At 67.2% G+C, this 14,728-nt stretch carries 13 protein-coding genes; 11 read left to right on the top strand and 2 right to left on the bottom strand.

The window, feature by feature from the left end:
- Positions 1–7: 7 nt before the first annotated feature.
- Entirely contained in the window at positions 8–2,500 is a 2,493-nt protein-coding gene (locus tag ACFQ0E_RS18575) for a peptidoglycan-binding protein (RefSeq protein WP_386826412.1), read from the top strand.
- Positions 2,501–2,577: 77 nt separating this feature from the next.
- Here the strand turns inward: ACFQ0E_RS18575 and gmk are convergent, their stop codons facing one another.
- Positions 2,578–3,189 (bottom strand): guanylate kinase, encoded by a 612-nt coding sequence (gene gmk, locus ACFQ0E_RS18570; RefSeq protein ID WP_386826410.1) that lies wholly within the window; start codon positions 3,187–3,189, stop codon positions 2,578–2,580.
- A 64-nt stretch (positions 3,190–3,253) separates the two neighbouring features.
- Complete coding sequence (locus ACFQ0E_RS18565) at positions 3,254–4,114, bottom strand: YicC/YloC family endoribonuclease (protein WP_386826409.1); 861 nt, start codon at positions 4,112–4,114, stop codon at positions 3,254–3,256.
- A gap of 139 nt (positions 4,115–4,253) precedes the next feature.
- Here ACFQ0E_RS18565 and rph point away from each other — a divergent pair, with 139 nt between their 5' ends.
- The 10 genes from rph (at position 4,254) to ACFQ0E_RS18515 (ending at position 14,700) form a co-directional block, all read left to right on the top strand.
- Positions 4,254–4,979 carry a ribonuclease PH gene (rph, locus tag ACFQ0E_RS18560; RefSeq protein WP_386826407.1) on the top strand — a complete coding sequence of 242 codons (726 nt, stop codon included), beginning with the start codon at positions 4,254–4,256 and terminating at the stop codon, positions 4,977–4,979.
- Positions 4,980–4,990: 11 nt separating this feature from the next.
- Positions 4,991–5,386 (top strand): VOC family protein, encoded by a 396-nt coding sequence (locus ACFQ0E_RS18555; protein WP_386826405.1) that lies wholly within the window; start codon positions 4,991–4,993, stop codon positions 5,384–5,386.
- A complete protein-coding gene (rdgB, locus tag ACFQ0E_RS18550) occupies positions 5,383–5,979 on the top strand; it encodes an RdgB/HAM1 family non-canonical purine NTP pyrophosphatase (RefSeq protein WP_386826403.1) in 597 nt (198 codons plus the stop codon). Before ACFQ0E_RS18555 ends, rdgB begins: the two co-directional genes overlap by 4 nt.
- 240 nt (positions 5,980–6,219) lie before the next feature.
- A complete protein-coding gene (hemW, locus tag ACFQ0E_RS18545; protein WP_386826401.1) occupies positions 6,220–7,419 on the top strand; it encodes a radical SAM family heme chaperone HemW in 1,200 nt (399 codons plus the stop codon).
- A gap of 111 nt (positions 7,420–7,530) precedes the next feature.
- On the top strand, positions 7,531–10,251 hold the full coding sequence (locus tag ACFQ0E_RS18540) for a DUF1631 family protein (protein WP_386826399.1): 2,721 nt from the start codon (positions 7,531–7,533) through the stop codon (positions 10,249–10,251).
- Entirely contained in the window at positions 10,248–10,595 is a 348-nt protein-coding gene (locus ACFQ0E_RS18535; RefSeq protein WP_386826397.1) for a PilZ domain-containing protein, read from the top strand. The genes ACFQ0E_RS18540 and ACFQ0E_RS18535 overlap by 4 nt, the downstream gene beginning before the upstream one ends.
- An 80-nt stretch (positions 10,596–10,675) precedes the next feature.
- Positions 10,676–12,007: a Xaa-Pro dipeptidase gene (gene pepQ / locus ACFQ0E_RS18530; RefSeq protein ID WP_386826396.1), complete on the top strand. Its 1,332-nt coding sequence runs from the start codon at positions 10,676–10,678 to the stop codon at positions 12,005–12,007.
- 144 nt (positions 12,008–12,151) lie between these two features.
- Positions 12,152–13,222, top strand: coding sequence for a hypothetical protein (locus tag ACFQ0E_RS18525; protein WP_386826394.1), 1,071 nt, complete (start codon positions 12,152–12,154; stop codon positions 13,220–13,222).
- A gap of 589 nt (positions 13,223–13,811) precedes the next feature.
- The gene (locus ACFQ0E_RS18520) at positions 13,812–14,003 is read left to right on the top strand and encodes a hypothetical protein (protein ID WP_386826392.1); all 192 of its coding nucleotides are present in this window, start codon (positions 13,812–13,814) and stop codon (positions 14,001–14,003) included.
- Between the two features lie 385 nt (positions 14,004–14,388).
- Complete coding sequence (locus ACFQ0E_RS18515; protein ID WP_386826390.1) at positions 14,389–14,700, top strand: hypothetical protein; 312 nt, start codon at positions 14,389–14,391, stop codon at positions 14,698–14,700.
- Positions 14,701–14,728 lie beyond the last annotated feature (28 nt).

Genomic DNA, 14,728 nt, shown 5'->3' with positions numbered 1-14,728 from the left:
TGTCGTCATGCCCAAGATCACCATCTACGAAAGCGTCGGCAGCAACAGCCAGCTCGTCACCAACTACCGCGACCTGGAAAACCACCATCCGAGCCAGCGCCTGCAGGAAAGCGGACGCGTCTATGCCCGCGTCGGCGGCGAAAGCGAGGAAATCCTCGGCAACTATCGCGGCACGGCCGTGCTCACGCCGGGCGGCAACTACATGGTCAGCAAGGACATGGTGCTCACTGCGCCGGGCCTGGCGAACAACCAGGTGACGATCCCGTCGCCGGCGGCGGGCGTGATCGGTCGCATCGATCGCGCCGACGGGGTGATCACGATCAACGACCCGACGACCGGCGACACGATGTTCCAGATCCGCCATGCCAACATCGACGCGAATCTCCAGCCCGGGCAGCGCGTCGAATACGGCCAGCCGCTCGGCCGCCAGGACGGCTACAACAACGGCAATCCGAACGCGTTCCCGGACCATGTGCACTTCGACGTCAACACGCGTTACATCGCGCAGGCCGACAAGTGGATACGCGACATGCACAGCGGCGCGCTGACCACCGATACCCGCCCGACGCAGGCGCAGAACACGGTCACCGACCGTCCGAGCTTCGTGCCGATCTCCGGCAACTTCCCGAGGCCGGCCGATCCGCCGCTGGCGGACGGCAAGCTCAGCTACGGCGAGAACGGGCCGGAGGTCGAACGCCTGCAGCGCGCGCTGAACGCCGCGAACGTCCGCGATGCGGCCGGGCAGCCGCTCAATCCCGATCAGGACTACGGGCGTCGCACCCGCGAAGCGGTCGAGAACTACCAGCGCCAGAACAACCTGCCGGTGACCGGTGAAGCCGACCGCCAGATGCTGACCGCGCTGGGTGTCATCCAGCCGACGCAGCAGCAGCCCGCGCCCCAGCAACCGGCGCAGCAGCAGCCCACGCCGCAGCAACCCGCTCCGCAGCAACCCACGCCGCAGCAGCCCGCACAGACCAATCCCTATGGCTTCGGGCCGAGCAACGAACTCGGCCGGCTGATCGGCAGCGGCGAGGGCGGTTACAACTCGTACAACCGTGGCGTGGCTGGCGATGCGCGCGGCGCGCAGATCGATTTCTCGCAGATGACCGTGGCCGAGATCATGCGTCGCCAGGATCTGCCTGCCGGCGATCCCAACCGCCTGTTCGCGGTCGGCAAGTACCAGTTCACGCCGGATACGCTGGAGGCCGCGATCAACCAGACCGGCGTCGACCGCAACGCGCGCTTCACCCCGCAGTTGCAGGAGAAACTGTTCGCCGATTACCTGATCGACGAGAAGCGGCCGTCGGTGCGCGCCTACATCACTGGCGAAGCCACCGGTCCGCAGGGCCTGGAGCGCGCGCAGCACGCGCTGGCGCTGGAGTTCGCCAGCGTCGGCACGCCGCGCAACGGTGGGCGTGGCGCCTACGACGGCGATTCCGCCGGCAACATGGCGTCGATCACCCCTGCGGAGACCGCGACCGCACTCAACAACATGCGTGAGCAGTACCAGCGCAACGTCCAGTCCGGCATGCCGGCGGAGCAGGCCTATCGCGCGCTCAGCGGCGACCCCAACAACTTCTCGCGCGATGCAGGCGCGGTCGCGCCGGGCCAGACCCAGGCGCAGAACGGGGGGCTCGACGATCGCCTGCTGATCCACGGCGAACGCGGCGAAGGCGTGCGTCGCCTGCAGGAAGCGCTGAACGCGGCCGGCATCCGCGACGCCGCGGGCCAGCCGCTGCCGACCACCGGCTATTTCGGCGACAAGACCGAAGCGGCGGTGCGGCAGTACCAGGAACGCCAGGGCCTGGAAGTCGATGGCAAGGCGGGTCGCGACACCCTGACGGCATTGGGCATCCATCCGGACCAGCGCCAGGCTCAGCAGGCTCCGACGCAACAGGCTCCGACGCAGCAGGCTCCGGCGCAGCAGGCTCCGACACAGCAGGCTCCGACGCAGCAAGCCCCCACGGAGCAAGCCCCGACACAGCAGGCCCCGACACAGCAGGCCCCGACGCAGCAGGCTCCGACGCAGCAGGCTCCGACGCAGCAAGCTCCGACGCAGCAAGCTCCGACGCAGCAGGCCCCCGCGCAGCCAAGTCAAACCGATCGGCCGCTGATCTCCAATCCGAACCATCCGGATCACCGGCTGTACCAGCAGGCGGTGTCGAACCTGGAGCAGCTCGGCCCGAGCGGCGGCTTCGCCTCCCGCGAAACGCTCGAAAAAGCCGCAGCGGCGTTGGCGGCCGATGCCAAGGCGTCCGGCCTCAGCGACATCACCCATGTCAGCCGCACGCAGGGACCGAACGGCCAGGGCTTCCTCGTGGCGGTGCAGGGCGATCCGACCAACCCGGCGTCGAAGAATTCGTACATCGACTACAACCAGGCGGTGAACCAGACCGTCGAGCAGAGCAGTCGCATGGCCGAAACCAACCGCCCGGTGCAGGAACAGCCGTCGCCAGCGCAGCAGCAGGAACAGAACCGCGTGGCGATGGGCGGTCGCTGACCGCTGCCGTCATCGAAGGAAACAGAAAAGGGCCGTCGCAAGACGGCCCTTTTTCGTGGTGTCGCGGCGCGAACCGATTACTTGAGCAACTGCTGGATCATCTCGTGGTGGCGCTGGATCTGCTGGTTCCGGCGCAGGCGGCTGGCGGTGAAGATCGCGCACATTTCGTCGACGGCGGTGTCGAACACTTCGTTGACGATGACGTAGTCGAATTCGCCGAAGTGCGACATCTCCTCGCGCGCTGCGGCGAGGCGACGCGCGATCACGTCCTCGCTGTCCTGGCCGCGCTTGCGCATGCGCTCCTCCAGCGCTTCGCGCGAGGGCGGCAGGATGAAGATGCCGACCGCGTCGGGCACCTTCGACCGCACCTGCTGCGCGCCCTGCCAGTCGATCTCCAGCAGCACGTCGCGCCCGGCGGCGAGCTGCGGCTCCACCGACTGCCGTGCGGTGCCCTTGAGGTCGCCGTGGACGTTCGCCCATTCGAAGAAGTCGCCGGCGTCGATCATCCGCTGGAATTCGTCTGCACCGACGAAGTGGTAGTGCTGCGCATGGCGCTCGCCCGGGCGCGGCGCGCGCGAGGTGAACGAGATCGACAGGGCGATGTTCGGGTCGCGCGCCAGGCAGGCGTTGACGATGCTGGATTTGCCTGCGCCGGAGGGCGCCGCGACGATGAAGAGGGTTCCGCGCATGGGCTGGGGTTCGGTTCGTGTGGCGTGAAGTGGCGGTTCGACGTCGATCGTGTTCGCGTCGGCCTTACTCGATGTTCTGCGCCTGTTCGCGGATCTGGTCGATCAGTACCTTCAGTTCTACGGCCAGTGCGGAGGTGCGCGCATCGACCGACTTCGAGCCGAAGGTATTGGCTTCGCGGTTGAACTCCTGCAGCAGGAAGTCCAAGCGACGGCCCACGGCGTCCTTCTGCTTGAGCACGCGGCGCAGCTCGGCGATGTGGCTGTCGAGGCGGTCCAGTTCCTCGTCCACGTCGAGCTTCTGCAGCGCGATCACCAGTTCCTGCTCGAACCGGCCCGGATCCAGCGGCTGCGGCAGGTCGGCAAGACGGTTCTCCAGCTTCTGCTTCTGCCCGGCGCGGATCGCCGGCATCAGCGCGCGCGCGTCTGCAGCGTGGCGGGCGATGGCGTCGACGCGTTCGAGGATGACCGCTGCGAGCTTGCCGCCTTCGCGCTCGCGGGCTTCGACGAATTGCGTCAGCACCTCGTCCAGCAGCGACAGCGCTTCGGCGTGAAGTGCGGCAGGATCGCCGGCCTGGCTCTGCAGCACGCCGGGGAACTGCAGCAGGTCGGTCATTTCCACGCGCATCGCCGGGAAGTGCTCCTGCAGGTTGCGGCCGATCGCCGCGAGCTGGGCGACGCGGGCCGGGTTGAGCTGCAGGCCGTTCTCGTCGCCGCCATGGCGCAGGCGCAGGTTCAGTTCGAGCTTGCCGCGCGAGATGCGGTTGGCGACCTTCTCGCGCAGCGCGGGCTCCACCGCGCGCAGGTCGTCGGCCAGGCGCACGCCCAGCTCCAGGAACCGGTGATTCACCGCGCGCAGTTCGCAGCCGAGGGTGCCCCAGGGGGTGTTGCGCTCGCCTGCGGCGAAAGCGGTCATGCTGCGGATCATGGGTGGTCCTCGAAGGCGCCGCCGGGAAGGCGGGGGGGCGGCCATTCTCCGGCATCCGGCCGGGTACGGCCAGCCAGCGCGGCGCGGCCGGCTCTGTGACAGGGTAAACTGCCGCGCTTTCCGACAGGCAGGCACCCGCATGAGCATCGTCCGACCCAGTGGCCGCGTGGCCGACCAGATGCGGCCGGTCCGCATCGAGCGCGGTTACACCCGCCATGCCGAGGGTTCGGTCCTCGTCAGCTTCGGCGAGACCCGGGTGCTGTGCACCGCCAGCGTCGACAACAAGGTGCCGGCCTTCCTGCGCGGCAAGGGCGAGGGCTGGGTCACCGCCGAATACGGCATGCTGCCGCGCGCCACCCATTCCCGCAGCGACCGCGAAGCCGCGCGCGGCAAGCAGGGCGGTCGCACCCTGGAGATCCAGCGCCTGATCGGCCGCGCCCTGCGCGCCTGTGTCGACCGCAACGCGCTGGGCGAACGCACCATCACCCTCGACTGCGACGTCCTGCAGGCCGACGGCGGCACGCGCACCGCCGCGATCACCGGCGCCTACGTCGCCCTGGTCGACGCCGTGCGCTGGCTGCAGGCGCGCAAGGAACTCACCCGCGATCCGATCCACGGTGCTGTCGCGGCGGTCTCGGTCGGCGTGTATCGCGGGGTGCCGGTGCTCGACCTCGACTACCCGGAAGACAGCGACTGCGACACCGACATGAACGTCGTCATGAACGACGGCGGCGGCTTCATCGAGCTGCAGGGCACCGCCGAAGGCCATGCGTTCCGTCGCGACGAGCTGGATGCACTGCTCGGCCTGGCAGAGAAGGGCATCCGCGAACTGTTCGACGCGCAGCGCGCGGCGCTGGGCGGTTGATCGCCCCTGTCATGCGTGCCCGTCGCATCGCCTTGTTCACCCTGGTGGTCGACGACTACGACGCCGCGATCGCGTTCTACGTCGGCACCCTCGGTTTCGAACTGCGCGAGGACGCCCCCCGTGGCGCAGGCAAACGTTGGGTGGTGGTCGCGCCGCCGGGCGCCGAAACCGGCATCCTGCTCGCGCGTGCCGATGGCGAGTCGCAGTGCGCCCGGATCGGCGACCAGGCCGGCGGGCGCGTCGGTTTCTTCCTGCAGACCGACGATTTCCATCGCGATCATGTCGCGATGACCGCCGCCGGCGTGCATTTCCTCGAATCTCCGCGCACGGAGGCCTACGGCATCGTCGCCGTGTTCGAGGACCCGTACGGCAACAAGTGGGACCTGCTGGAGCCAGCCGCGCCATGAAACTCGTCCTCGCCAGCAGCAACGCCGGCAAGCTCGCCGAACTGCGCGACCTGCTCGGCGACGCCGGCATCGACCTGCATGCGCAGTCGGAATTCGGTGTCGAGGATGTCGAGGAGACGGGTCTGACCTTCGTCGAGAACGCCATCCTCAAGGCCCGTCATGCGGCGCGCGCGACCGGGCTGCCGGCGCTCGCCGACGACTCCGGCCTGTGCGTCGACGCGCTCGGCGGTGCGCCGGGCCTGTACAGCGCGCGCTATGCCGGCGTGCACGGCGACAACGCGGCGAACATCGCCAAGCTGCTCGGCGCCATCCATGACGTGCCCGACGAACGCCGCACCGCGCGCTTCGTCAGCGTGCTCGCGCTGTTGCGCCACGCCGATGATCCGCAGCCGCTGGTCGCCGAAGGCACGTGGGAAGGCCGCATCCTGCACGCCCCGCGCGGCACCGGCGGTTTCGGCTACGACCCGGTGTTCTTCGATCCGTCGCGCAACATGGGCGCCGCCGAACTCGAGCCCGCGCTGAAGAACCGCCTCAGCCATCGTGGTGTCGCCCTCGCGCAGCTGCGCGCGCGGCTGCATGAAGTGCTGCGCTGACGTCATGGTGGATCGTGGCGTTCAAATCCCCCCCAGCCCCCCTTTTGCAAAGGGGGGGGCGTGTCGTCTTGGCATCGAGCTTCGTCGCCTTCTGACACGACATGAACGTGTGGTCGTTATCGCGATGCCGGATGGGCCCCGGCAGGCTGCTGCCGAAGTCGTCCAGCCCCCTTTGCAAAAGGGGGCGGCATGCGCGAAGCGGATGCGGGGGATTTTCGCGACCAGATCCGAGTGCGGGCCATGCTGAGCCTCCCGCCTTTGTCGCTGTACGTCCACATGCCCTGGTGCGTGCGCAAATGCCCGTACTGCGACTTCAACTCGCACGAGCATCGCGGCGGTCCGCCGCCGTTCGCGGCCTATGTCGACGCGCTGCTCGCGGATCTCGACCACGACCTGCCGCTGGTCTGGGGACGCACCGTGCACAGCGTGTTCTTCGGCGGCGGCACGCCCAGCCTGTTCCCGGCCGAGGCCATCGATCGCTTCCTGCAGGGCGCGGCTGCACGACTGCGCTTCGCGCCGGGCTGCGAGATCACCCTGGAAACCAACCCGGGTACCGCCGAGCACGGCCGTTTCGAGGACTACCGAAAGGCCGGGGTGAACCGCATCTCGTTCGGCATCCAGACCTTCGACGACGAGGTGCTCAAGCGCCTCGGCCGCATCCATGACAGCGGCCAGGCAGACGCGGCGGTGAAGCTGGCGCAGGACGCCGGCCTCGACAACCTCAACCTCGACCTGATGTACGCCCTGCCCGGGCAGACGCTGGCCATGGCCGAGCACGACCTGCAGCGCGCGTTCGCGCTGTCGCCCGCGCACATCAGCCATTACCAGCTCACGCTGGAGCCCAACACCGTGTTCGCCGCCCGCCCGCCGCAGGGCCTGCCCGACGAGGACGCGGCCTGGGACATCCAGGAGCGCGGCCAGGCCCTGCTGGCCGATGCCGGCTACGCGCAGTACGAGATCAGCGCCTATGCGCGACCGGGCCGGCAGTGCGCGCACAACCTCAACTACTGGCGCTTCGGCGACTACCTCGGCATCGGCGCGGGCGCGCACGGCAAGATCAGCCTGCCGCGCAGCGATGAGGCCGAGCTCGGCAGCCCGCATGCGTCCGATCGCATCCTGCGCCGCTGGAAGCTGAAACATCCGGCGGCGTATCTGGCCCAGGCCGGCACCCCGGCCGCGATCGGCGGCGACGAGGTGATCCCCGCAGCGCAGCTGCCGTTCGAGTTCATGCTGAACCAGCTGCGCCTGCGTGAAGCCTTCCCGCTGGACCGCTTCGAGGCGCGCACCGGCTTGTCCCGCGCGGCCATCGTGGCGCCGCTGGCCGAGGCCGAAGCGCGTGGCTGGCTGCGGATCGACGGCGCGCGGGTGTCCCCGACCGATGCCGGCCAACGTTTCGCCAATGACGCGATCTCGTTGTTCCTTCCCACCGACGATGCCTGATTTCCCGCATGCCGGATCCGTTGCCCGATCCACCGTTCCGCTGCGAACGGTTGGCGCGCGCGGCCCGGCATGTTAAGAAATGCGGATAACGTCGCACTTCGACAGGCCCCGATGGCTTCGCCCAACGATCCCCAGGATTTCGTCGTGCCAAGGACTCTGGCCTCCGCCGGGTTGCCGCGCCGCGTGCGCCGCATCCTCGAGCGCACGCTCGCGCTGTACAGCGAAGAGCTGGAGCGCAACCTCGTCGCGACGGTGACCGAATTCGAGGAAGAACTCTTTCGCCTCGCCGAACGCTCCGGCACCACCCGTGGCGGTTCGATGTTCGACCACATGCAGACGCTGCGCGTGGTCCGCCTGAACCGCCACGACCTGGTGCCGCGTTTCATGCTGGCGCTGGAAAGCGGCCTGGCGTCGATCCGCACGCCGCAGCACCTGATGCCGGTGCGCACGGTGGTGCCGACCGCCACGCCGCTGAATTTCCGCAACCTCAGCCTCGTCGACGAGTCGGTGATGGACGAGGGCGCGGTGCTGCACGCCATCGCCTCGCGCCAGGAATCGCGCACCAACCTCACCCTGCACCTGCTCGGCCAGCGCTTCGGCGTGCTCGGCGCGATGCCGGCGTTCGACAGCGAACGCAACCCGGTCGGACCGCAGGCGCTGTGTCGCGCCATCCGTCACGCCGCCGAGGTCTTGCAACTCGAACACGACGCGCGCCTGTTGTTCTACCGGACCTTCGACCGCCGGGTGATGGGCCATTGCCAGACCCTGTTCGAGAAGCTCGAAGCCCTGCTGATCGGCGAAGGCGTGTTGCCGGGCCTCAGTTACGTGCCGATGCGCACGCGCGCGACCAGCGGCACCGACGCCGAACCATCGGGGGCCACGAGCGAAGCGAGGCCTGCGGATGCGATGCGCGCGCCCCGTGCGGAAGCCCTCGCGGGTGCGGGCGCACCGGTCGGGCGCGATGCCCCGGCCCTCAGCGCCGCCGGCGGGCAGGGCGGCGATGGCCAGGGTGCGACCTGGAGTACGCCGGGCGGCATGTCGGGAGGCATGGGGGCGATCGATGCCGGTCGCGCGAGCGGTTCCGGCAGCGGTCCAGGCCGTGCCGGACAGGGAGTCGGCGGGCAGTCCCACGGTCGCCGTGACCCGGGCCGTCCCGATCACGGTGCTGCGGCAGGCGGGCTCATCGGCGCCTGGGGCGATGAAGCCGCCGATCCGGCGACGGCCTTTGGCGAGGACGCCAGCCACGAACATGCCGCGCACGATCCCCACCGGCCGCACACCGCCTGGATCGGCCAGCCGATGGGCGCCGTCCCGGTCGACGAGCAGAAGTCCTTCAACGAACTTCAGAAGCTGCTGACCCAGCGCCGTGCCGAGCAGCAGCGTCTCGATCCCGTGCCGCCGGGTCAGCGCAGCGAACAGCCGATGCCCACGGCCGACCTGCTGCAGGGGCTGGGCAGGCTGGACGCCGAAACCGCCGCCGGCGGTGCGTCGATGTCGGTCGCCGATCTGAAGAATTCCCTGCTGGCCCAGGCGCGGCAGCGCTACGGCAAGGCGGTTTCGCTCAGCCCCGCCGACAACGACACCTTCGACCTGCTCGGCCTGCTCTACAACCACCTGCAGCAGGAAATGCGCGCCGACGCGCCGGCTGCGGCGCTGATCAAACGCATGCAGGTCACCCTGCTGCGCGTCGCCCTGCAGGACCGCGCGTTCTTCGTCCGCCCGAACCACCCGGCCCGGCAACTGCTGAGCAACGTCTCAGACACCGCCGCGAAGTGGCTGGCCGACGACGACTTCGATCCCGCGCTGCTCAAGCCGCTGCAGGAGGCGGTGACCCACGCGGTCAAGCAGTACGACGGCGCGAAGCTCGATGCCTTCGAGCAGAGCAACAAGCAGTTGCAGGCGCACATCGACGCGCAGGTACGCCGCGCCGAAACCCTCGAACGCCGCCACGTCGAAGCCGCGCGCGGCAAGGAAAAGCTCGAAGCCGCCAAGCTCCGCGTCGAACAGACGCTGGCCGCGCAGATCGGCGAACGCCCCCTGCCCAAGTTCAGTCGCGCCCTGCTCAACCAGGCCTGGGCCGACGTGCTCACGCTCACCTGCCTGCGTCATGGCGAAGGCTCGGAGGAGTGGAACCGCCAGCTCGATGCCACGCGGCAGATCGTCGAAGCCTGCACCGGGCAGACTGCCGCCGGCGAGAACGCCGCGCTCAAGACCCATGTCGAAGCCGCGCTCAAGCAGGTCGGTTACCACGACGAGGAAGCCGACGCCATCGCGCAGCGGCTGTCGAGCAGCGTGCGCGAGGACGAAGACGGCGAGTCGCGCACCGAACTGACGATGAAGCTGCGCGCGCGCGTGCGCCTGGGCGAGGATGCACAGAAGACCCGCAAGCCCGACCTGCCGCCGCGCACGCCGCACGAGGAAGCCTGCCACGAGCAGCTGCGCCTGCTGCCGTTCGGCACCTGGATCGAATTCGTCACCAACCAGCAGGGCGATGTGGTCCGCCGCCGCATGTCCTGGCACAGCTCGGTCACCGGCAATGCGCTGTTCGTCAACCAGCGCGGCCAGCGCGTCGGCGAACACTCGCTCGACAGCCTGGCGCGGATGATGGCGCGCGACCAGATCCGCGTGGTCACCGCGCAGCGCGCGCGCCTGCTCGATCGCGCCTGGAACGCCGCGCTCAGCGCGCTGCGCAGCCTGGCCGGGCGCCGCGACGACAGCGAAGACCATGACGACATCGCGGTGCGCTCCGCGCCCGCCGCGCCGCTCGACGACGCCGGCCACGACGATACCGCCATCCGTTCCACGCCTGCTTCCAGGGATCCCGCTGCATGAGCACGCGCGAACACCGGCGCTCTCCCCGCCGCAAGGTCACCGACACCATCCTGGTCAGCGACACCATGACCGAGGACGTGGTCGGCCGCATCGGTAACCTCTCCGACGGCGGCATGCTGCTCATGGCGAACATGTCGCTCAACGACGACGCGCTGTACCAGTTCCGCTTCCGTCTGCCCGGCATCGAGGGCGCCGAACTGGAAGTCGGCGCGCACCTGCTGTGGTGCGATCGCGCCAGCACGCCCGGCCAGTTCTGGGCCGGTTTCCGCTTCATTTCGATGACCGATGAGCATCGCGACCGTCTGCACGACTGGGTCGACGCCCCCGGCGCCGCCTACGACTGACGACGCGTCGACGGTCTTTCCCATGGTCCGCCGCGAGGCGGCCATCTCCTCGACACACACGACACAAGCACGCCACCCCTATGTCCGCCGACCATTCCAGCCGCCTGTACGCCGCCCATCTCGACACCGTGCGCGCGCGCGCCGACGCCGCGCTCGCACGCGGCGGTTTCGACCACCTCGTCGTGCCCAGCGGCACCCTGCATTACCAGGTCTTCGACGACCGCGATTACCCCTACGCAGTCAACCCGCACTTCAAGGCCTGGCTGCCGCTGACCAACACGCCGGGCAGCTGGCTGGTCTACACGCCGGGCGAGCGCCCGAAGCTCATCTTCCTGCAGCCGCACGACTACTGGCACGTGGTGCCGGAAGCGCCGAACGGCGACTGGGTCGAACACTTCGACATCCAGATCATCCGCAACGCCGACGACGCCAAGCAGCACCTGCCGCGCAACGCCGCGCGCTGCGCCATCCTCGGCGAAGCGCAGAGCGCACTGGGCCAGTACGGCGCGTTCGCACCGAACAACCCGCAGGCGGTGCTCGATTACCTGCACTACCACCGCGCCTTCAAGACGCCGTACGAACTCGCGATGATGCGCGAAGCCACGCGCGTCGCCGTGCGCGGCCATCGCGCCGCCGAGCGCGCCTTCCGCGCCGGCGCCAGCGAATTCGGCATCCACCTGGCCTACTGCCAGGCCGCGCGCCAGGACGCCAACGACCTGCCGTACAACAACATCGTCTGCCTCAATGAACACGGCGCGGTGCTGCACTACACCGACCGTGACCGTCGCCCGCCCGCGCAGTCGCGCAGCTTCCTCATCGATGCCGGCGGCAGCCATCGCGGCTACGCCGCCGACATCACCCGCACCTACGCCGCCGCCGGCCACGACGAATTCCAGTCGATGATCGACGCCGTCGACGCCGCGCAGCTGCGCATGTGCGACCAGGTCCGCGACGGCACCGACTACAAGCAGATCCACCTCGACGCGCATCTCGCGCTCGCCGGCATCCTCCGCGATTTCGGCGTCATCACCGTCTCGCCCGAAGCCGCCGTCGCCACCGGCGTCAGCAGCGCCTTCTTCCCGCACGGCATCGGCCACGGCATCGGCCTGCAGGTCCACGACGTCGCCGGCTTCGCTGCCTCCGACGCAGGCGGCACCATCGCCAAGCCCGACGGCCACCCCTACCTCCGCCTCACCCGCGTCCTCGCCCCCGGCATGGTCGTCACCATCGAGCCGGGCATCTACTTCATCGACATGCTGCTCGACGAACTCAATGCGAAGGGGCAGGGCGACAGCGTCAACTGGGACGCCGTCGCACGCTTCAAGCCCTATGGCGGGATTCGCATCGAGGATGATGTGGTGTGCACGGAGCGTGCGCCGGAGAATCTGACGCGGGATGGGTTTGCGGGGTGAGTTGTAGGGTGGGGTGAGCGGAGTGAACCCCGCTTGTGGGGCTGTCTTGGCTCTGATCGTGTTGACGAGTGATTGGGGCAACCCCATGCCTGGGCTGCGCACCGATGTAGGCGTGGCGATCTAACCCATACAAGGAGGCCGAGCGTGAGCGAACGGTTCGACGATGTTGTACGGAATGCGTTCGATTTCCTTGGGCGTTCCATCGATGAGCTGGAACAGCATCCCAAGTATTCAGTGATCCATTTCTACAGCGCAATCGAATTGTTCGTTAAAGCGCGGCTGTTGAAGGAACACTGGGCCTTGACCGTCGCTAAGCCCGAACAGGCTGACAGGACGAAGTTCCAACGCGGTGACTTTCAGTCAGTCGGATTGAGAGAGGCCAACGAGCGGCTTGCAAAGATTGCGGCGGATGGTCTGTTAGAAGAGGAGTTGAAGTGCTTCGACGGGTTGCGCCAAGAGCGCAACCAGATGGTGCACTTTGCCCATGCTTCCCAAGGCGATGGCGCAGTAGCAGCCAAAGAACTTGATCGGATCGTCTCGGATCATGCTAAGGGGTGGCTTTACTTGCGCCGACTGTTGTCTGGGCGATGGAAGGATCACTTCGACGCTCACGCCGAAAAAATCAGCGAGTTGGATCTTCGGATGCGCGAGCAGACGAAATCCCTCGAGCGAAAATTTATGCTGCTCACCGATGACATCTCAGCTGCACGGGGGGCTGGGCGTCACTTCATGGGCTGTCCATCGTGCGGGTTTGAATCATTCGAGGTGAGTGAGCTCGTTTGGATTGGTCTAGCTAAGTGCTTGACTTGTGGCTATGCGTCGGTAGTTGTCACGCTTAATTGCGTGAATGAAGAGTGCGGAAAATCTATCCTTATCGACGATGCCTACGAGTGCTGCCGACTTTGCGATCATGTATATTCGCCGGCCGTAGTTGAAGCGCTAATTGAAAATGAGAGCCTGATCGAGTTCCAGCGCCCGCATGATGTCGATCGGTCTGCCTGGGCTAATTGCGGCGAATGTGAAGGTTACGAATCTGCCGCACATTTAAAAACCGGAGAGTGGTTCTGCACCGAGTGCTTCTCGTTGTTCGATGAGGACGAAATTGATGCTTGTGAATGGTGCGGCTCGCTTACCAGCGCATTGCCAGAAGAGTCAATGATAAGCGGTTGTTATCAGTGTGGCGGCTATATGGGCCATGTGGGCGATAAGGATTGATTACCCCCATTCTGAACTCGTAAGGCGGGCTTGAGTATGAGGTATCCCCACATTTTCTCACGATGAATCATCGAGTTGGCTCAGAAATCCTTCCCTGTCATCCCGAGCTGAAGGCGAGGGGCCTGCATGTCGCTTCGCTAAGCAAGGCGTAAATATATTAATCCCGGCCTGTGTTTCGCTCGCTGCCGCGAGCGAGTCACTTTTCTTTGCTTGTGCAAAGAAAAGGTAACCAAAAGAAAGCACACCCCGTCGGTTACGCCCGGCGCTGCGCGCCGGGTCCACGGGCTTGGCGGGGTTTTTCGACAGCACATCCATGTGCTGGTCGAAAAACGCGCGGCGTCCTGCCGCGCGCCCTGCGGGCCAGATCCGCGAAGCCCGTCGTAACCAGGGGCCCCAATAGATCAAGATCAAAGGCGTGGGCGCGGAAGGTTTATCGATATGTGCTCCGTTGTCGTCCCACGGTCGCACCGTGCTCGGCGCGTCAAGGTCGAGGTGAATTGCTGCGCAAACCTTGACGCGCCTGCGCGCGATGCGGATTGGACTCGCCAACGGCGCCCACTCCGGGCGTCGGGCGAAACGGAGTGCCGTCATGTCCAAGCCCAAGCAGCAGTTGATGACTTCCAACGTTCTTCTGGTCGAAGTCCCGCCCCAGTTCATCGCGCTCTGTGAAGCCAGCGGAGCCAGCCCGCAGGCCGCGCTGCGCGGCATGGCCGCGATGGTCTGCGGCCTGCAATACGACAGCGACAACAGGCTGGTGCCGCTGGAAGACGCCGCTGCGTGATGCTTCCCCGGGCGCGGGCCATCCCCGCGCCCGGATTGCGCCACAGGGTGTGCCTCGGCGCACCGCTTTGATCGATACGGTACGAAAAGCCGGTGCGGTGAACCGCACTCTATTCGAGGGTCGATGCATCTTCGCGTGATGCACGACAAATTCGCCTCGCCCGCGCGCTTTCATCGTCGTCCCGGCGCAGGCCGGGACCCAGCCTTGAAGGCTTTGAAAGCGGGATCCCGGCCTGCGCCGGGATGACGAGGATTGCATCGCCATACCCGCGTCCTCGGATCGCGCAGTCCAGCCTGCATCGACGCGGCGGTATGCAGTGGCGCGCGCTGCAGGCCATCTGGCATGCTGCCGTGGTCCAATGCCTGCATCGACTGGGAGCTCATGAATGACAGATCTTTCATCCCCTCCTGACGATCTGACGCCGGGCCAGAGGAAGTTCTGGAAGGCCCTCTATGCCATCAGCGCCAGCGTGCTCGTTTGTTGCGTGATCGTGATCGTCGCGGGATACACATTCGGATCCGTCCCGTCGTGGACCTATTGGCTTGCGCTCGGGTCGGGCTTCCTGGCCATGGTGTCCGCGTTCCAGCTGAAAAGTGACGAGCGCGACGAAGCGGCGGAAGAAGGCACTCACCTGTCGAGGACGGGGGTTCGCAGTTCGAGCAGCCGTTGGGACGATCGGGTGGATTTCGATGACTAGCGCGTTGTGCCGGCATTCCGTTCAATCG

This window comes from Lysobacter brunescens (assembly GCF_042677005.1).
In the GTDB taxonomy this organism is placed as follows: Bacteria; Pseudomonadota; Gammaproteobacteria; order Xanthomonadales; family Xanthomonadaceae; genus Lysobacter_I; species Lysobacter_I brunescens.
This window is presented reverse-complemented; position numbering and strand designations above follow the sequence as displayed.

Coding starts and splice junctions, on each gene's coding strand:
- ACFQ0E_RS18565 (WP_386826409.1), bottom strand. CDS start 4,114: ATGATCCGCAGCATGACCGCTTTCGCCGCAGGCGAGCGCAACACCCCC.
- gmk (WP_386826410.1), bottom strand. CDS start 3,189: ATGCGCGGAACCCTCTTCATCGTCGCGGCGCCCTCCGGCGCAGGCAAA.
- rph (WP_386826407.1), top strand. CDS start 4,254: ATGAGCATCGTCCGACCCAGTGGCCGCGTGGCCGACCAGATGCGGCCG.
- ACFQ0E_RS18575 (WP_386826412.1), top strand. CDS start 8: ATGCCCAAGATCACCATCTACGAAAGCGTCGGCAGCAACAGCCAGCTC.
- ACFQ0E_RS18520 (WP_386826392.1), top strand. CDS start 13,812: ATGTCCAAGCCCAAGCAGCAGTTGATGACTTCCAACGTTCTTCTGGTC.
- ACFQ0E_RS18555 (WP_386826405.1), top strand. CDS start 4,991: ATGCGTGCCCGTCGCATCGCCTTGTTCACCCTGGTGGTCGACGACTAC.
- rdgB (WP_386826403.1), top strand. CDS start 5,383: ATGAAACTCGTCCTCGCCAGCAGCAACGCCGGCAAGCTCGCCGAACTG.
- hemW (WP_386826401.1), top strand. CDS start 6,220: ATGCTGAGCCTCCCGCCTTTGTCGCTGTACGTCCACATGCCCTGGTGC.
- pepQ (WP_386826396.1), top strand. CDS start 10,676: ATGTCCGCCGACCATTCCAGCCGCCTGTACGCCGCCCATCTCGACACC.
- ACFQ0E_RS18535 (WP_386826397.1), top strand. CDS start 10,248: ATGAGCACGCGCGAACACCGGCGCTCTCCCCGCCGCAAGGTCACCGAC.
- ACFQ0E_RS18540 (WP_386826399.1), top strand. CDS start 7,531: ATGGCTTCGCCCAACGATCCCCAGGATTTCGTCGTGCCAAGGACTCTG.
- ACFQ0E_RS18515 (WP_386826390.1), top strand. CDS start 14,389: ATGACAGATCTTTCATCCCCTCCTGACGATCTGACGCCGGGCCAGAGG.